Annotated in this window: 14 protein-coding genes, 1 tRNA gene and 1 pseudogene; 10 read left to right on the top strand and 6 right to left on the bottom strand. The window is 67.4% G+C overall.

All coding sequences use genetic code 11. The annotated features are described in order from the left end of the window. Positions 1 to 60 precede the first annotated feature (60 nt). The 6 genes from BLQ76_RS17075 to BLQ76_RS17050 all read left to right on the top strand — a co-directional run bounded on the left by BLQ76_RS17075 (position 61) and on the right by BLQ76_RS17050 (position 5,494). Positions 61 to 849, top strand: a complete 789-nt coding sequence (locus BLQ76_RS17075; RefSeq protein ID WP_090675826.1) for an aspartyl/asparaginyl beta-hydroxylase domain-containing protein — start codon at positions 61 to 63, stop codon at positions 847 to 849. Continuing rightward, positions 846 to 1,376 carry a GNAT family N-acetyltransferase gene (locus BLQ76_RS17070; protein WP_210184188.1) on the top strand — a complete coding sequence of 177 codons (531 nt, stop codon included), beginning with the start codon at positions 846 to 848 and terminating at the stop codon, positions 1,374 to 1,376. The genes BLQ76_RS17075 and BLQ76_RS17070 overlap by 4 nt, the downstream gene beginning before the upstream one ends. Positions 1,377 to 1,501: 125 nt before the next feature. Further along, positions 1,502 to 2,590, top strand: a complete 1,089-nt coding sequence (locus tag BLQ76_RS17065) for a polyamine ABC transporter substrate-binding protein (protein WP_090675821.1) — start codon at positions 1,502 to 1,504, stop codon at positions 2,588 to 2,590. Positions 2,591 to 2,595: 5 nt separating this feature from the next. After that, positions 2,596 to 3,765, top strand: a complete 1,170-nt coding sequence (locus BLQ76_RS17060) for an ABC transporter ATP-binding protein (RefSeq protein ID WP_090675819.1) — start codon at positions 2,596 to 2,598, stop codon at positions 3,763 to 3,765. Beyond that, the gene (locus BLQ76_RS17055; RefSeq protein WP_090675817.1) at positions 3,762 to 4,676 is read left to right on the top strand and encodes an ABC transporter permease subunit; all 915 of its coding nucleotides are present in this window, start codon (positions 3,762 to 3,764) and stop codon (positions 4,674 to 4,676) included. Before BLQ76_RS17060 ends, BLQ76_RS17055 begins: the two co-directional genes overlap by 4 nt. Further along, positions 4,673 to 5,494, top strand: a complete 822-nt coding sequence (locus BLQ76_RS17050; RefSeq protein ID WP_090675814.1) for an ABC transporter permease — start codon at positions 4,673 to 4,675, stop codon at positions 5,492 to 5,494. The genes BLQ76_RS17055 and BLQ76_RS17050 overlap by 4 nt, the downstream gene beginning before the upstream one ends. Before the next feature lie 4 nt (positions 5,495 to 5,498). Here the strand turns inward: BLQ76_RS17050 and BLQ76_RS17045 are convergent, their stop codons facing one another. The 3 genes from BLQ76_RS17045 to BLQ76_RS17035 all read right to left on the bottom strand — a co-directional run bounded on the left by BLQ76_RS17045 (position 5,499) and on the right by BLQ76_RS17035 (position 11,695). Next, a complete protein-coding gene (locus BLQ76_RS17045) occupies positions 5,499 to 6,716 on the bottom strand; it encodes a hypothetical protein (protein WP_090675811.1) in 1,218 nt (405 codons plus the stop codon). Positions 6,717 to 6,772: 56 nt separating this feature from the next. Continuing rightward, the gene (locus tag BLQ76_RS17040) at positions 6,773 to 8,653 is read right to left on the bottom strand and encodes an AsmA family protein (RefSeq protein ID WP_090675808.1); all 1,881 of its coding nucleotides are present in this window, start codon (positions 8,651 to 8,653) and stop codon (positions 6,773 to 6,775) included. Positions 8,654 to 8,767: 114 nt separating this feature from the next. Continuing rightward, the gene (locus BLQ76_RS17035; protein ID WP_090675806.1) at positions 8,768 to 11,695 is read right to left on the bottom strand and encodes a PAS domain-containing protein; all 2,928 of its coding nucleotides are present in this window, start codon (positions 11,693 to 11,695) and stop codon (positions 8,768 to 8,770) included. A 196-nt stretch (positions 11,696 to 11,891) separates the two neighbouring features. Here BLQ76_RS17035 and BLQ76_RS17030 point away from each other — a divergent pair, with 196 nt between their 5' ends. Continuing rightward, a complete protein-coding gene (locus BLQ76_RS17030; protein WP_090675803.1) occupies positions 11,892 to 12,416 on the top strand; it encodes a phasin family protein in 525 nt (174 codons plus the stop codon). Positions 12,417 to 12,544: 128 nt separating this feature from the next. Next, a tRNA-His gene (locus BLQ76_RS17025) sits at positions 12,545 to 12,621 on the top strand. A gap of 290 nt (positions 12,622 to 12,911) precedes the next feature. Here the strand turns inward: BLQ76_RS17025 and BLQ76_RS17020 are convergent. Both BLQ76_RS17020 and BLQ76_RS17015 read right to left on the bottom strand, forming a co-directional pair. Then, the gene (locus BLQ76_RS17020) at positions 12,912 to 14,558 is read right to left on the bottom strand and encodes a flagellin N-terminal helical domain-containing protein (protein ID WP_090675801.1); all 1,647 of its coding nucleotides are present in this window, start codon (positions 14,556 to 14,558) and stop codon (positions 12,912 to 12,914) included. Between the two features lie 138 nt (positions 14,559 to 14,696). Continuing rightward, the gene (locus tag BLQ76_RS17015; protein ID WP_090675798.1) at positions 14,697 to 14,897 is read right to left on the bottom strand and encodes a hypothetical protein; all 201 of its coding nucleotides are present in this window, start codon (positions 14,895 to 14,897) and stop codon (positions 14,697 to 14,699) included. Positions 14,898 to 15,200: 303 nt separating this feature from the next. Here BLQ76_RS17015 and BLQ76_RS17010 point away from each other — a divergent pair, with 303 nt between their 5' ends. Continuing rightward, the gene (locus BLQ76_RS17010; protein ID WP_244519697.1) at positions 15,201 to 15,488 is read left to right on the top strand and encodes a TM2 domain-containing protein; all 288 of its coding nucleotides are present in this window, start codon (positions 15,201 to 15,203) and stop codon (positions 15,486 to 15,488) included. Positions 15,489 to 16,069: 581 nt separating this feature from the next. Here BLQ76_RS17010 and BLQ76_RS17005 read toward each other — a convergent pair. Then, positions 16,070 to 16,347, bottom strand: a pseudogene (locus BLQ76_RS17005) (integrase core domain-containing protein); the annotation flags it as partial. Positions 16,348 to 16,407: 60 nt separating this feature from the next. Between BLQ76_RS17005 and BLQ76_RS17000 the strand changes: the two are divergent. Then, positions 16,408 to 16,673 (top strand): transposase (locus BLQ76_RS17000; RefSeq protein WP_139184039.1); only part of this gene is annotated, 266 nt, incomplete at its 3' end.

Raw genomic sequence — 16,673 nt, 5'->3', positions numbered from 1 at the left:
TTCGGTGAACCTCCAAAGCTCGGGTGACGATCATCGGCCCGAGAGTCCAGGATTCATGACATGGCGCAGGCGGAACAGAAGACCAAGACGACGGGGCTCGAGGACACGATGAGCCGGCAGGGAGCCGTCGCGCGCGGCGTCCAGCGCCTCGTGGACGGGGCCGAGCGGCTGAACCTGCGCTATGCGGCGGACGGCAACCTGCCGGTCTACCCGACCGATGCCTTCCCTTGGGCGCGCGAGGTGGAAAGCGAATGGCGCCTGATCCGCGCCGAGCTCGACAAGGTCCTGGTGCGCAAGGGCGACCTTCCGGCCTTCCACGAGATCTCCTCGGAGGTGCGCTCGATCTCGTCGGACCAGAACTGGAAGACCTTCTTCTTGTGCGGCTACGGCATCAAGTCGGAGGAGGCCATTCGCCAGTGTCCCGAGACCTGGCGCATCCTCCAGAAGATCCCAGGCCTGAAGTCGGCGATGTTCTCGATCTTCGAGCCGGGCAAGCACCTGCCGCCCCATCGCGGTCCCTATAACGGCGTCCTGCGCTTCCACCTCGGCCTCGTGGTGCCGGACCAGCCCGACCGGATCGGCATCCGCGTCGCCGACCAGACCTGCCACTGGGAGGAGGGCAAGGCGCTGATCTTCGACGACGCCTACGAACACGAGGCCTGGAACCACTCCGACCAGGTGCGCGTGGTCCTGTTCGTGGACTTCGAGAAGCCGCTGCGCTTTCCAGCCTCCCTCACCAACAAGGCAGTGCTCAACATGGCTGTCTTCACGCCCTTCGTGCGCGAGGGCTACAAGGCTCACAAGGCCTGGGAGCGCATGTTCTACGGCGCGGGCCAGAAGCACCGGTGAGCGCCGCGCCCGGTCCGGACAGCTGGCGGCCGATGCGCGCCGCCGACGTTCCGGCCGTGATGCGCCTGGCCGACATCGTTCACCCGAGCTTCTTCGAGGGCGCGAGCGTGTTCCACGACCGCCTCGCGCTGTTTCCGGAGGGCCAGTGGGTCCTGCCGGGCGGCCCCGGTCTCGATCTCGCCGGGTATGCGGTGAGCTATCCCGCGCGCCTCGGCGCGCCGCCGCCGCTCGATACCGTGCTCGGTGCGCTGCCGCGCGATGCCGACAGCCTCTACATTCACGACGTCGCGCTCGCCCCCGCCTTCCGCGGCCGTCGCCTCGCCGAGCCGGTGATCCGCCGCCTCCTGGCCCTGGCGGGCCCTCGGCCCGCGATGCTCGTTTCCGTCTACGGGACGGCGCCCTTCTGGGAACGCTTCGGGTTTGGCGAGCGCCAGGACCCGAGCCTGCGCGCCAAGATCGCATCCTATGGCGCGGACGCGGTGTTCATGACGCGCGGCTCTGGCCAGGAAAAGATGGCGCGGGACTAGGCGGACGCGAAAGCCTGCGCATAATGAGCGCAGAAACGAACCCTTCCTCCCCAGGGCCCGTCCGTGCGAGCGGTCGGGCCACTCGCCCGTCGCACGACGACGCGATCCCACGAAGGACGACGCCGATGCGCTCCACCTCCCTGCTTCTCGCCGGCGGGCTCGCCCTCCTGACCGTTGCCGCATCCGCGCAGGAACGCGTCGTCAACGTCTTCAACTGGTCGGACTACATCGACGCCTCGCTGATCGACCAGTTCACGAAGGAGACCGGGATCCGGGTCGTCTACGACACCTACGACTCCAACGAGATCCTGGAAACGCGCCTTCTGGCCGGCGGCAGCGGCTACGATGTCGTGGTGCCCTCGGCCGAGTACCTGTCGCGCCAGATCGAGGCGGGCGTCTTCCAGAAGCTCGACGCCTCGAAGCTGCCGAACTCGAAGAACATGTGGCCGCTCGTGAGCGAGCGCGTCGCCGCCTACGATCCCGGCAACAGCTACTCGCGCAACTACATGTGGGGCACCACCGGCGTCGGCTACAATTCCAAGAAGGTGGCCGAGCTCCTGCCGAATGCCCCGCTCGACAGCTGGGCGCTGGTGTTCGACCCCAAGAACGCCGAGGCCCTGTCGAAGTGCGGCATCGACATGCTGGACGCGCCGGGCGAGATCGTGCCGGCCGCGTTGCGCTATCTCGGCCTCGACCCCAACTCGTCGGCGCCCGAGGACCTGAAGCGCGTCGAGGACATGCTCGTCTCGATCCGCCCGTTCGTGCGCAAGTTCCATTCCTCGGAATACATCAACGCGCTCGCCAACGGCGACATCTGCGTGGCGGTGGGCTTCTCGGGCGACGTCTTCCAGGCGCGCGACCGCGCGAGCGAGGCGCAGAACGGGATCGAGGTCGCCTACGCCATCCCCAAGGAGGGCGCCATGATGTGGTTCGACCAGATGGCGATCCCCGCCGATGCGCCGCACGTGGCGGAGGCGCATGAGTTCATCAACTTCATGATGCGGCCCGAGGTCATCGCCAAGGCATCCGACGTCACGAGCTACGCCAACGGCAACCTCGCGTCGCAGCCCCTGATCAACAAGGAGATCCTGGAGGATCCCGCGATCTACCCGAACGAGCAGACGCTGGCCGTTCTCTTCACCAAGGCCCCCTACGACAGCCGCGCCCAGCGGCTCGTGACGCGGCTGTTCACCACGGTGAAGACCGGCCAGTAGACGGCATGGCGACCGCAGCCTCCGCCACCAAGTCCCTCGGCAACATCCGCCGCGCCTTCGAGCCCTGGAACGATCCGTCCGCCCGTCCGCTGATCGAGTTCGACCGCGTCACCAAGCGCTTCGGCACCGCCACCGCGGTCGATGACCTGTCGCTCGGCATTTATCCGCGCGAGTTCTTCGCGCTGCTCGGGGCATCCGGCTGCGGGAAGTCGACGCTCCTGCGCATGCTGGCCGGCTTCGAGGAGCCGACCGCGGGCGACATCCGCTTGGGGGGCGAGAGCCTTCGCGGCGTGCCGCCCTACCGGCGACCGCTCAACATGATGTTCCAGAGCTACGCGCTGTTTCCGCACATGAGCGTGGAGCGCAACGTCGCCTTCGGTCTGCGCCAGGACGGCATGGCGCGCTCCGAGATCCGCGACCGCGTGGCCGAGATGCTCAAGCTCGTGAAACTCGAGCCCTACGCCAAGCGACGGCCGCAGCAGCTGTCGGGCGGCCAGCAGCAGCGCGTCGCGCTCGCCCGCTCGCTCGCCAAGCGCCCGAAGGTCCTGCTTCTCGACGAGCCGCTCGGCGCGCTCGACAAGAAGCTGCGCGAGGAAACGCAGTTCGAACTGATGGACCTCCAGCAGGAACTCGGCCTCACCTTCGTCGTGGTGACCCACGACCAGGAGGAGGCGATGACCATGTCGGACCGCATCGCGGTCATGCGCGAGGGACGCATCCTGCAGGTGGCGGCGCCCGCCGTCGTCTACGAGGCGCCCACCAGCCGCTATGTCGCGGACTTCGTGGGCAACGTCACAATTCTCGAGGGCGACGTCGAGACCGCGGCGAACGGTGTCGTGCGCCTGCGCACGGCGGCCGGCCTTGTCGAGACGCGCTCGGGCGCGGCGCTCGCGCCGGGCGAGCGCGCGAGCTTCGCGATCCGTCCCGAGAAGCTCGAGCTCTCGCGCCGGGCGCCCCTCGATCCCTCGGTCAACGCCTTCCGGGGCCTGGTCTGGGACATCGCCTATCTCGGCGACGTCACGCTCTTCAACGTGCGCCTGCCCGCCGGCGAGACGGTGCGTTCGACCGTGGTCAACCGGCAGCGCGAGAAGAGCGAGCAGATCGGCTGGGAGGAGGAGGTCTGGCTGACCTTCGACCGCGAGGCGGGCGTGATCCTGGAAGGGGACGCCCGATGAGCGCCGGGCGCGTGCGACGCGGCTTCGACGCGTGGCGCGCGACGGTGATCGGCATTCCGTATCTCTGGCTCCTCGCGCTCTTCCTGGTTCCCTTCCTGATCGTGCTCAAGATCTCGTTCTCCGAGAGCGCGATCGCGATGCCGCCCTACCTGCCGGTCTTCGACCTGGGCAGTGGGGTCGGATCCGTCGCCGCGTCGGCCCGCGAGCTCGGCGTCCAGAGCTACACGTGGCTCGCGGGCGACCCGCTCTACCTCAACGCCTACCTGTCGAGCCTGCGCATCGCGGCGATCTCGACCGCGCTGACGCTGCTGGTCGCCTATCCGCTCGCCTACGGCATGGCGCGCTGCGGACCCTCGACACGTCTCGTCCTCGTGATGCTCACGGTCCTGCCCTTCTGGACGAGCTTCCTGATCCGCGTTTACGCCTGGATCGGTATCCTGAGGCCCGAGGGCTATCTCAACCAGGCGCTCCTGGGTCTCGGGCTCGTCGATCAGCCGCTTCAGCTCCTCAACACCGAGACCGCCGTCTTCATCGGCATCGTGTACTCCTACCTGCCGTTCATGGTGCTGCCGATCTACGCCTCGCTGGAGCGGCTCGACGGACGGCTCCTGGAGGCTGCGGCCGATCTCGGCTGCCCGCCGCTGCGAGCCTTCTGGAGCATCACCTTCCCGCTCTCGCTGCCGGGCGTCGTCGCGGGCTCGTTTCTCGTCTTCATCCCGGCGGTCGGCGAGTTCGTGATCCCGGATCTTCTCGGCGGCTCGCAGACGCTGATGATCGGCAAGACGCTCTGGGACGAATTCTTCGCCAACCGCGACTGGCCCGTGGCCTCGGCGGTGGCGATCCTGCTCCTGCTCGTGCTGGTGATCCCGATCATGCTGTTCCAGCGCCTCCAGGCGAGGAACGCGGCATGAACGGGCGCGGTCCCTCTGTCTTCAACCTCGTCTCGCTGGCGCTGGGCTTCGCGTTCCTCTACCTGCCGATCCTGATCCTCGTGGTCTACTCGTTCAACGCCTCGCAGCTCGTCACGGTCTGGGGCGGGTTCTCGACGCGCTGGTACGGGGCGGTGTTCCGGAACCAGCAATTCCTGGACGCCGCCTGGGTCACCCTGCGCGTCGCCGTCCTGTCGGCGAGCGCGGCCACCGTTCTCGGCACGCTCGCGGCGCTGGCGCTCGCCCGCTACAACCGCTTTCCGGGTCGCACGCTGTTTTCGGGCATGGTCGCGGCGCCCCTCGTCATGCCCGAGGTGATCACCGGGCTTTCCCTGCTGCTCCTGTTCGTGGCGGTCGGCTTCGATCGCGGCTTCTGGACGCTGACGATCGCCCACACGACGCTGACGCTCTCGTTCGTCGCGGTGGTCGTGCAGTCGCGTCTCGTTTCGGTGGACCCGCGCCTGGAGGAGGCGGCCCAGGACCTCGGCTGCACGCCGGCCCGCGCCTTTTTGCTCGTCACCCTCCCGGTGATCTGGCCGGCGGTCGCGGCGGGCTGGATGCTGGCCTTCACGCTCTCGCTCGACGACCTCGTAATCGCGAGCTTCACCTCGGGGCCGGGCGCCAATACGCTGCCGATGCGCATCTATAGCCAGGTCCGCCTCGGCGTGACGCCCGAGATCAACGCTGTCTCCACCATGCTGATCTCGGTGGTCGCGCTCGGCGTCATCGCGGGCGCGGTGGTCACGCGCCGGCGCGAGCGCCGACGGATCGCCGACGAGCGGCTGGCCGCCGGCGCCTGAGGCATCAGGGCGCTAGGCGCCCGCTCTCCTCGCGCGCCGTCTCGATCGCCCGGAACACCGCCTCGAAGGCCGCCGGCAGCGGGTCGGCCGGCTCGGCGGCGGCCAGCCGAAGCGTGTCCAGCACCTCCAGGCTCGACAGCGCGGCCACGAGGTCGGACCGCAGGAGGCCGTCCGTCCGCAGCGACGGCGATCCGGCCACCGCATCGCGCAGGACCAGCAGGCGCGCGGGAACGGCACGCTCGGGCGCCGCCGCGGTCGTGATCGCGCCCGTGGTGATCGTGTCGGCCCCGCCCGCCTCCTCCGGTGCCAGCAGGCCCGCAACGCGTGCCTCGTCGGCCAAGCGGTCGATCGCGGCCAGGATGTCGCCTTCGGACTCCAGACGCCATTCCGGCTTGTGGCCGAGCGGCGGCAGATCCGTGTCGAAATCGCCTTCCGAGATGCGGGTCGCGCCATGGCTCGCGGCGACCAGCATCGAGGGCGCTGGCGGCCCCACGGATTCGGCCTCCATCCCCACGCTCCGGCGCAGCGCCTCGCCGCTCGCCACGGCCGGCATCTCGCGCTCCGGGGCGGCGGTGGGGACGGGCGCGGGCTCCATCAGGCGGCTGGCCTGGGCGACAAGGCGCCGAGCCGCCTCACGCTGGACCAGGAGATCGTCGCCGCGGCGATCGCCCGAGGGACCGATGCGCTCGGCCTGGCGCCGGAGGATCGCAAGGTACTCGGCCGTGCCGGAACAGAGATAGGTCGTCTGCGACTGCGTGAGGAAGTCGGCGAGGTCCTCGCGCAGCCGCGCGGCGACCCAGCGGCCATCGCTGGTCAGGGGCATCGGAGCCGCGCCCGGGCCGCGCCGGAGAAACGCGGCCGCCGAACGAAGCGCGCGCGTTTCCGCTTCGGTGCGGGGCCGCGACGAGGGAGGAAACAGGAAGGTCGTGTCGACCATCGCGGGCGAGGCGGCGTCGGCGAGCGGCGCGCCGAGCGCCTTGAGCGCGGCGTAGGGTCCCTCCCGCACCGCCTTGAGGCGCTCGTGGAAGGCGGCGGCGCATTGCTGGGGATCGCTGGCTCGCGGCGCGGCCACGGCCGGCTGCGCCCGGCTGACCGATCCGCCGCCCTTCGAGGCGCCCTGCACGATCACCGATCCGGCCGCCAGCGCGGTGCCCGGCAGAGCCGCCGCCGACAGAAGAAGGGCAACCAGAAGGAGGCTTGGCCGGGATCGGGCGGGTTGCATCGGCGTGGCTCCGTTCGCGCGGAAACATGGGAAGCGACCCGGGAGCGGGCGCACCGTCAGATCGGCCGGCCGGGAGGACCGACGGTCATCTCCGGGCTGGGCCATTCGCCGCCGATCCTGAACGGTATGGGTTGCGAAGGGATGAACGCATCGCCCCGACCCGACGCTTCGACCTGCACCGGATCGAAGAGACCCGTCGCCTCGACATCGGCCGTGCGCAGGTCGTAGCGGCCCGACAGGGTGGTCGCGCCCTCCTGCGTTTCGATCCGGGCCGCGTCGAGGCGCAACGTACCGCCCGTGCCGTCCAGCCGGGCCGACAGCGTGCGGAAGCCGGCACCGGCCTCGGCGGCGGACAGCGTGTGGGGGCCCCCGTCGCGCAGGAGGCGCAGGTCGAGACCCGCCAGCGTCCCGTCGCGCGCGTTCAGCTCGATGCGCGTCCGGTTGGCGAGCGCCACGTCGCCCCAGTTGCCGGCGGGCGTGTCGACCTCAAGCTCGAGGTTTGCCGTGCCGGAGTTCACGGGCAGGAGCATCAGGGTCGTTTCGCGCAGCGCCGAAAGATCGATGCCGCGCAGGCTGGCCGAGCCCGACAGGCGGCTCGGCGGCCGGGCGTCGAGCGACAGGCGCATCTGCCCCCGGCCGCCCAGGATCGCCATGTCGCCGACATCGAACACGGCGCGCCCGTCGGTCACCTTCACGGCGGCGGCGAGTTCCCCGAGGCGCAGCCGGTCGAGCGTGGCGCGCGCGGCCGACAAGCGCAGGTCGATGTCGATGTCGCGCAGGAAATCCGTGCGCAAGGGGCGCTGGAAGTCGATGATGGTGCGCGGCGGCGGGGCCATGGCGCCGCCGAACGCGGCGAGATCGATCGTGTCGAAGGCGAGCGTACCCGAAACGGCGGGGCGGCCCCGGTCGTCGCGCGCCGCTTCCAGCGCGCCGCGCGCCTGGTTGCCGCCGAGGTTGATCTCCAGTGCGCCGAGGCTGGCCCGCTGGCCGAACACCTTGAGCTGCGTGTCGAAGGCGAGCGCCCCGAAATCGGGCAGGGTCAGCGACCGCTCGCCCAGCCAGCGCACGGTGCGCGACAGCGAGGGCGTGGACAGCTGAAGGCGGCCCGCCAGCTGCAGCCGGTCGCCGGCCGAGCCCTCGCCCGAGAACAGGACGGCGAGTGGGGGAGCGTTCAGAGTGACGCTGAGTGGCGAGGCCGTACCCGCCAGAAAGGGTCGGGGCCGTTCCACGACGAGGCTGATCTGGGTCGGCTCGCCGTTCCAGACATAGGAGCCCGACAGCGTGGCCGCCTCGTCCTCGCCGGGCCAGCGGAACACGAGATTGGCGTTGCTGAAGCCGCCGGCCTGCCCGGGGATGCGCAGAAGTCCGTCTCGCACGCGGATCTCGTTGATGCCGGAGAAGCGCAGGAGAAGATCGTCCAGGCGGCGAGAGGCCTCCGGGGTCTGCGCCGCGAACGGGATCGGAAGGGTCGGGGAAGCGGGACCCGGTTCGGGCTCGGGGGGCAACGCCACCGCATCCGTCGTGATCTCGGGACGCAGAAGCGTGACGCGCTTGATGGCGACCCGGCCCAACAAGGCCGCCACCACGTCGAAGTCGGCATCCACCTGGTCGACGTCGACGGCGACGGGGTCCTCGCCCGGCCGTGCCGCCAGGATGCGCACGTCCCGCAGGCTGGCGCGCGGCAGGGGAAGCAGCGAGAAGCTGGCCTGCCCGTCGACATGGACCGGCCCGTCAAGCAGGCGCGACAGGCGGGTCTCGACCTCGCGCCGCGCGTCGGGCAGCGCCAGCGCGATCTGCGAGACCACGAGCGCGATCGCCGCGCCCGTCACCGCCAGCCCGGCCAGCGCACCGAGCATCCGACGGCGCGGACGCGCGCCGCCCCCGCCGGCGAACCGGCGCGAGGCCCAAGCGGCGACCGGGCGGAGAGGGTTCGGCAACGCAGATCCTTCGGGCCGAACGGCCGGTTGGGAATCGGGCAGGGCCCAAAGGGGATATCGTGTCACGCGGCCTGTCGCAGGACAATGCGTCCGCTGCAAGGCGCGCGGCGTCGATCAGTGGGCGAGAACGCGCTGGGCCGGAAAGACGATCTCTACGAGCGTTCCCTCGCCGGGTGTCGAGGAGATCGTGAAGACCGCCTGGTTCGCCTCCGCCATGGCCTTGGTGATGGGCAGGCCGAGACCGGTTCCCTCGCCCCGGCCGCCGCTCTTGACCTGCTGGAAGGGGGTGAGGGCGATGGCGATCTCATGCTCGCTCATGCCGATCCCGGAGTCGCGGAAGCGCAGCGCGACCTCGCCGGCCTCGCCGTAGGCCGTGGAGGCGATGATCTGGCCGCCGGGCGGCGTGAAGCGCACGGCATTGGCGAGAAGGTTCAGCGCGATCTGCCGAACCGAGCGCCGATCGGCCACCACGGGCGGCACATCCGGCGGCAGAACCGAGCGCACGATCACGCGCTCGCGGTTGGCCTGGGGCTGCATCAGCGCCACCACCTCGGCCACGATCTCGTCGAGCGCCACCGCCTCGAAGCTCAGCTCCATCTTGCCGGCCTCGATCTTCGAGATGTCGAGAAGATCGTTGACGAGGTCGAGCACGTGGTGGCCCGAACGCTTGATGTCGCCGAGATACTCCAGGTAGCGCTCGTGACCGATCGGCCCGAAGCATTCCGAGGCCATGACGTCCGCAAAGCCGATAATGGCGTTGAGCGGCGTGCGCAGCTCATGGCTGATGTTGGCGAGGAAGCGGCTCTTGTGGAACGAGGCGTCCTCGGCCTGGCGACGGGCGGCCACCAGATCGCGCTCGACCCCCTTCCAGTGGGTGAGGTCGCGCACCACCACGCACCAGCCGCGCCGACCCGCAAGCGCACCGAGCGTGACGAAGAGGGGGGTGGTCGCCGCGCCTCCATCCACCAGCGCCTCGACCTCGCGCCCGTCGTTGAGCACGGCCGCCATGCCCTCGTCGCGCAGCGTCTCGATGTATCCCTTGGCGAGCGCGCGGCTCGCGGGCGCCAGGAGTTCCGTGAAGGGCAGGTTCAGGTAGCGGTCGGGCTCCAGGCCGAACAGCGCCTCCGCAGACCCGTTCATGCGGCGCACGCGCGCGCCCTCGTCCAGAAGCAGGATGCCGTCGGTGGCCGTGTCGAGCACGGTCTGCAACTCGGCGACCTCGACTTCCAGCTCGCGCGCCTGGGCGCGTTCGCCTTCCCGCGCGGCGGGGTCGTCGGCCAGCGGTGGGAACGACAGGAGGAGACAGTTATGGGCGGCGAGCGTGATGCGCTGAAGGTGGAGCCCGGTCTCGACGATCGAGCCGTCGGCCCGGCACAGGCGACTTTCCTCGCTATCGGATCCGCCGCAGGAAACGACCAGCCGGTCGAGGCCGCCCGCCGCCTCCAGATCCGCGACGCTCTCGTAGCCCGTCACGGCGAAGAAGCGGTGGTTGGCATAAACGAGACTGTCGTCATGGAGCGCCACGACCGCGAGCGGCAGGGCATCGAACACGGCGGCCAGGGCGGACGCCGGCGAGCCCGCCGCCGCTTCGGAGACAACCGGAACCGCTGCGGGGCGGGGTGCGAGTTCGGCGCCGATTGCGCGAAACGCGGCTTCCTCGGCGCTGGACAGAACCTGCTCGCGCAGGCGCCGACGCTCTTCGAGGGCGACAACACCACCGGACGCGGGCGACGTGCGCTCCGGCGCGCCTGTTCGCCGGCCGAAGGGGCGGCTGGGTGGCGGTTCGTCCGCCAGCGTCGCGGTCGGCGATCCGTCGGGCTCGGATTCCGGCGTGGAGTCGGGCGAGAGGGTGGAAAGGCGCGGCTCGGGCGCCGACAAGGCGAGGCCGATCGCATCGGGGTCGGCGACGCTTTCGGCGGGGCGCACGACGCCGAAGCCCCGGAAGCCCTCGAACCGGCGCTCGCGGCTGAACACGGGCAAGGCCGCCAGATCCACCGGTGCGCGCCGGTCGGTCCCCTCCACGGGCCACAGGACGGAGCGCCCGCTCCAAGTGTCGCGCCGCTCCAGGAGGCGTTCGATCTCGTGGCCCGTGTCGAAGCCGAATACTGCGGCAACATCCGAGAAAGCCCGGCCGATCACGTCGGCCGCATGCGGGCCAACCACGGCCGCAAATTCCGGCGAGAGCTGCGAGAAGCGGCCGTCCGCGTCGATCTGCCAGACGAAGCGGACCGGGTCGGCGTCGAGTCGCGCCCGGAACGGCTCCTGTAACGGGGCCACGACGGGCTCGGGCTCAACCACGCTGTCGGTCGCCGCCGGCACGCCCTCGGGGCGTTCGGCGTCCGCAGTCGCTTCCGCGTCGGGCGCCGGCTCGCCGTCGGCGATCGGCTCGGGTTCGGCCGCCACCGTCTCCGCCTCCGCGACCGCCGCGTCCGCTTCCCCGTCCGCATCGCCCGGTACCGCCGTTGGATCGGGCATGCGATCGCATAGGTGGACGAGCACGAGGTCGTCGGCGACGCGCGCGAACACCAGCGACCCCGCCTCGTCCTCGATCGTCAGATGGTCCTCGTCGGATTGCAGGAACTCCGCGCCCTGCAGGCCGAGAAGGCTGCGCTCGGCGGCGGGCAGGGATGGGGTGCCTGCCAGAAAACCGTCCGCCGAAGCGATGCAGGCTTGCGAGTCCTCGACGCCCGCGTCCGCGAGGAGGCGCGCGGCGCGCTGCTCCACCGTCTCGTCCGCCGCACCGAGGCGCGCGGTCAGGAGGACGCCCAAGGCCTCGTCGCGCTCGAGGCGAACCAGCAGGGCGCGGCCGAGCGTCGAGTCCGCCGGACGCAGGAGCAGCTGGGTGCGGCCACGCTCGGCCAGCGCCGCGGTTGCGGCCTGGAGACTGCGCAGGTGCAGCGAATCATCTCCCAGAAGCCGCCGGCCCGCCCGGTTCGCCCAGACGATGCCGCCCAGATCCGCCGACAGGACGGCCAGCGCCGTGTCGGCGCCGTTGAGGCGCCGAACCGTGTTCCGGCTCATGATGTCGAGAATGGAAGCCAAGAAAGAAACGTCGCGGGCACGAGGACAAGGTTACCGCGACGTTAATAAGGGCTGAAGCGGACCAAATCCAGAACAGGAGGGTCCAGCTCCACGATCAGCCGTTGGGACGGTTAACGGGCCCGCCCCGCAAACGCAACCGGGACGGGGGGTGTCGTGTTGTCGGGGTGCCGGATGCAACGCGCCAGGGAGGACAGTCATGAGCGACGCCAACACGCCATCGGGAGACGCGCCGCGCGATCCCTTCGAGGAAACCCGCCGCGCCTTCGATGCGATGCCCGGCGCCGATGCCATGCGGGGGGCGCAAGCCGCCATGGGCCTTGATCCGGCGCGCCTCGGCGAAGCGTTCCGCACCATGACGCATTCGTCGCTGGAACAGTCGCGGGAGGCCTATGGCCGCATGCGCAGCGCAGCCGACGAGGCGACGCGAACGCTGGAGGCGACGATCGACCAGGCTCACAGCGGATCGCTGAACCTGTCGAAGCGCGCCATCGAGGGCTTGCGCGCGCAGGCCGAGATGAACTTCGAGCATCTGCAGAAGCTGTCGACCGTCAGCTCCTTCTCGGAGTTCATGGAGATCCAGACCCGCTACCTGCGCCGCCAGATCGAGCTGGCGACCGACCAGGCCCGCGCCATGCAGGAGATGACGCGCTCGGCAGGCGAGGACCTGATGCGGCCGGCGCGCGATGCGGCGAAGCGTTCGGACGGTGGCGAGAACCCCTAGAGCTCCAACGGAAGGCCGCCGGTGGCGGTGGCTTTCCGCTTCGTGGCCCTTGCAAAGGGTTGCGCGACACGGCGAATGCCTTTACTACGCATCGACCACGCTCGGCGCGATGCCGGGTTGGTTTTCGTGCGGTTGTAGCTCAGCTGGTTAGAGCGTCGGATTGTGGCTCCGAAGGTCGGCGGTTCGAACCCGCCCAACCGTACCACCCATTCTTCCAATGATAACAGCGACATAAGCCCGAAAGGGTAGGGGCGTTCAGCCTCAACCATGTCGCGTCCGTGTTGCAGCTATTTCCCCTGGTTTGCAGGGGTTTCCTGTCAGCCCCGGCTACTCCGTGCGACATGGAATGCAACATGGCAGACGTGTCGCAGCGGCTTCAGCTGCCACCGAATTAACCCGGCCCAAAACGAAACACCCCCCGGACCTTTCGATCCGAGGGGCGCCTCCCCGTATGGGTGTCCCGCGAGGCGGACCTCGCGGGGATTGCCGTTCCGCTTACGAGCGGAAGAGCGACAGGACGTTCTGCGCCGACTGGTTGGCGATCGAGAGCGCCTGCACGCCGAGCTGCTGCTTGACCTGCAGAGCCTGGAGCTTGGTCGACTCTTCGTTCATGTCCGCATCGACGAGGCCGGAAATGCCCTTCTCGATTGTGTCCATGAGCGTGCCGACGAAGGTCTTCTGCAGATCGATGCGGGCAGAGATGCCACCCAGCGTCGCTGCTGCGGAGGTAACTTGCTTCGAGGCAGCGTTGACTGCTTCCGTCAGCGAGCTGAGTTCCTCGCTCGTCGCGTTCGTGATGTTGAACGTAAGGAGGTTCGTACCCTGGCTGGCGTTGACATTCGACACAGCAATCGAGGCCTTGCCCGCCTGCAGCGTGATCGAGTCGGTATCGTCACCAACCACCACGTTCTGCAAACCTGCGTTCTTCAACGCCTCACCAAGTACCAGCTTGTAGTCGCTCGTAGAAGCGATCTTCCCATCGCTCTTACCAAGCACGCTGTCGACCAGCGTCTTGGTGATCGTCACCCGGGTCGCAGCACCCGAGTCGATCGTGACGTCAAACGAGAAGGTATCGTTGGCGTCCAGAGTGAGGGCATTGGCCGTCGCGAAATCCGTGCCGGCAGTGAACTTGGCGTTGACGCCGTCAGTCTTCGTGCTGGTTGCAATAGTGTTCGCGGTGGTCGTGCTCGCGCTCGTATCGGTGTACGAGAGGCTGACGAGTTCGATGGTGCTGCTTGCACCCTTCGTGTCCGAGGTGAAGGTGAACTTGTCAGTGGTGAAGCTGACGTCTGCCAGAGCGGCAAAGTTCGCATCAGCAAGAAGTCGGTTTTTTACAGCAGCGCCATACTCGGCGAGCGTCGACGTTCCAGAGAACGTTTCCCCGGTGAACAGGCTGGAGAAGGTCTTGGTAACACCGTCGATCTTGAAGACGGCGGTAAAGCCGTCGGCTGCGACAACACCAGTACCCGGGTTGGTTACAGCACCGGTGACGTAGGTGCCGCTCGTAGCAGAACCAGTTCCCGACGAAGGGCTGGTGCCGGCGGCGATACCGCCGGTATTTGTGTTACCCGAAACGCCGCCATCGAGGATACCCTCAGTGCCGGTCTTGGCATCGATCAACACCATTGCCGATGTATCGACCGAAATCGTGCCGATGGAAACGGCACCAGTTGCCGAACGGGTGTACGAGGAAACGATCTCCTTGACAGCCGAGTAAGCAGAGGAGGAAGAGTTGACCGAGAGCCAATTCTCGCCCGAGAAAGCTGCAGAGTTGGCAATCGAGCTAAGCTGCTTCTGAAGCTCGGAGATTTCGCTCTGGATCGCCTTCTTATCAACGCCGTCCTGGGTCGCAGCAACCAGTTTGGTCTTGATCTGATCCAGAACGTCGAGGGTCGAGTTCATCGCTTGATAAGCGACGTCCACGGTCGCGGCGCCTAGACCCAGCGCGTCCTTGACGGTCGACAAGGACTTGTTGTCGGACTTCATCGTGGTCGAGATCGACCAATACGCAGCGTTGTCCTTGGCTTCACCGATCTTCAGGCCCGTAGAGATACGGTTCTGCGTGGCATCGAGCGAAGAGTTCGTGTTCTGCAGCGTACGAAGAGCGCTCGTCGCGGCGGCATTGTAGTTCACAGAGGTCATTGGGTTCGTCCCGTACAATAGATACAAGGGGACATGACAAATTTAATTGTCGTACAGTACAGTCCGGCGTCATGCCGCCAACGTTGTTGTCGTCGCTGTCTGCAAGACGAAAACTAGACCGATCTCGTTGAAAGATCGCTAACGCCAGCGCTTCGCGTCGATCGTTTTTCGCAGATCGTCTAGGCCGCTGGCCCATGCCTCCATGACAGCGATATGCGCAACGTCGGGAGCGACTTTGGAAAGGCCAACCACCCAACTGGCGATCGGCCGCAACGGCTCGCCCTGAGCGCCCGCGCTAGTCGAGAAGGCGAAGGCGCCGATCATCCGAAGCTTGCGCATACCGAGTTCTAAAGTGCGACTGCTTGGCGTTGGATGTCTGCGAGGGGCTTCGTCGATGTATCGGCGTTTCAATCCATCTTGCGACGGATCACATGATGGCCGGACGCCGATATCACTTCTGAAACTTGCTAATCCGTGCAGGACGGAGCGACCGATTTATCGTCCGGTAGCCATACAGCCAGACGTAGAGATCGAACCGTCGACGACAACTTGCCGACTTTGATGGCCGGCGACTACGGTCACTTCATTGCGGCGACTCACGCCGCGTAGGGGATGACGATGTCGTTGGATGCGCATGAACGTTTGATCATTGAGACACGCGTCGGAAACGACGGCCCGAGCGTGATGCTCGCCTACTTCCTTTGGTTCTTTGTCGGCATCCTTTCGGCCCACCGATTCTACCTTGGCAAGCCGGTCTCCGCGATCCTGCAGATCCTGTCCTACGTGATCCTGGTTGGGTTCATTTGGCTGTTGGTGGACGCGTTCCTGATCCCAGGAATGGTGCGAGCGAAGCAGGAGAAGATCCGCCGCGATCTGACGTTGGACGCGATCTCGAACGGCCGGTCTCTGCCGGCTATGCAGATGGCCTGAACAAGCTCAGTGGCGCGTCTGAATTTGCAGGCGCGTCACATCCGACTCCTATGCTGGCACTCGCCGCTCCTAGGCGACGCGTTTGAGCCGGAGTGGTAGCGGTCGAGTATCTGGCCAAGGGTGACGATGGGCGTAAGCTGTGTTCATCCCACCTTTGTCGCTGGGGCAGTCAGCAGATGGAATCTGGATTCACTCTTGGGTTCATCCTTGTCATCCTCGGCGCGTTCGTAGCGGTCGCTGTCGCCGTGCGGCTGGTTCTCGGCCCAGGAAAACCTCGAAAGACCGGGTATGGCGACGATTGGCGAGGTCCTGCCATGCCCGATCATCCGCCACCGCCGCCTCCACCACCCATCAGTCACACCTTCGACTGACGCCACTATCTTGTGATGCGTCTGGCAGACGGACGCTAATTGCGACCTCCAACACGTCGATAGATCAATAGTGGGGTAAGACTGTAGGCGGAATGCGGACGACCGGCCTGCTCCCGTACCAAAGGGTATCACGAGTGGGATGACCGCTCGCATTCCCAAACTCGCGCCAGGTATCGGCCTGCCCCCGTTAGGTGACCCGTTTCGAATCTAATGCATGATGGTTTTGTCGGCGACGTTTGAGATGGCCGGCGGAGCGGGGCGGGGGCGGCGCAGCCGGCCACGGCACGGCAGCCGGTGCCGGTGGACGGTAGCCCAGGCTCGAGTGGGGTCGCTTGGTGTTGTAGTGCTGACGCCCGCTCTCGATGACGATTCGTGCCCTGGCCAAGGCTGTAGAAGATCTCGCCGTTCACGAGTTCGTCCCTGAGCTTTGAGTTAAAGCTCTCGCAGTACCCGTTCTCCCATAGGCTGCCGGTTCCGATGTACGTGGTCTACCCCCTGAAAAGTGGTCCTCCCTGAAGTAGGCTTTCGAGCCGATGGAGGATGCCCAAATGGGACAGAAGAAGCACAAGCCGGAAGAGATCGTTGCCAAGCTGAGGCAGGTGGACGTTCTGCTGTCTCAGGGCCGCCCGGTAGCCGAGGCGATCCGCACGATCAGCGTGACGCCTTTCACGTATTATCGGTGGCGCAAGGAGTTTGGCGGGCTGAAGTCGGACCAGGTGAAGCGTCTGAGGGACCTGGAGAAGGAGAACGAGCGCCTGCGCAAGGCGGTCTCGGATCTAACGCTGGAGAAGCTGATCCTGAAAGAAGCTGCATC

It is taken from the genome of Aureimonas jatrophae (assembly GCF_900104035.1).
GTDB classification, from domain to species: Bacteria; Pseudomonadota; Alphaproteobacteria; order Rhizobiales; family Rhizobiaceae; genus Aureimonas; species Aureimonas jatrophae.
Note: the sequence above shows the minus strand (reverse complement) of the source record. Positions and strands in the feature narration are given on the sequence as shown.

Excerpts from the sequence above, each read along its gene's own strand:
- BLQ76_RS17075 (WP_090675826.1), top strand. The coding sequence starts at position 61 with ATGGCGCAGGCGGAACAGAAGACCAAGACGACGGGGCTCGAGGACACG.
- BLQ76_RS17065 (WP_090675821.1), top strand. The coding sequence starts at position 1,502 with ATGCGCTCCACCTCCCTGCTTCTCGCCGGCGGGCTCGCCCTCCTGACC.
- BLQ76_RS17060 (WP_090675819.1), top strand. The coding sequence starts at position 2,596 with ATGGCGACCGCAGCCTCCGCCACCAAGTCCCTCGGCAACATCCGCCGC.
- BLQ76_RS17055 (WP_090675817.1), top strand. The coding sequence starts at position 3,762 with ATGAGCGCCGGGCGCGTGCGACGCGGCTTCGACGCGTGGCGCGCGACG.
- BLQ76_RS17050 (WP_090675814.1), top strand. The coding sequence starts at position 4,673 with ATGAACGGGCGCGGTCCCTCTGTCTTCAACCTCGTCTCGCTGGCGCTG.
- BLQ76_RS17045 (WP_090675811.1), bottom strand. The coding sequence starts at position 6,716 with ATGCAACCCGCCCGATCCCGGCCAAGCCTCCTTCTGGTTGCCCTTCTT.
- BLQ76_RS17030 (WP_090675803.1), top strand. The coding sequence starts at position 11,892 with ATGAGCGACGCCAACACGCCATCGGGAGACGCGCCGCGCGATCCCTTC.
- BLQ76_RS17020 (WP_090675801.1), bottom strand. The coding sequence starts at position 14,558 with ATGACCTCTGTGAACTACAATGCCGCCGCGACGAGCGCTCTTCGTACG.
- BLQ76_RS17015 (WP_090675798.1), bottom strand. The coding sequence starts at position 14,897 with ATGCGCAAGCTTCGGATGATCGGCGCCTTCGCCTTCTCGACTAGCGCG.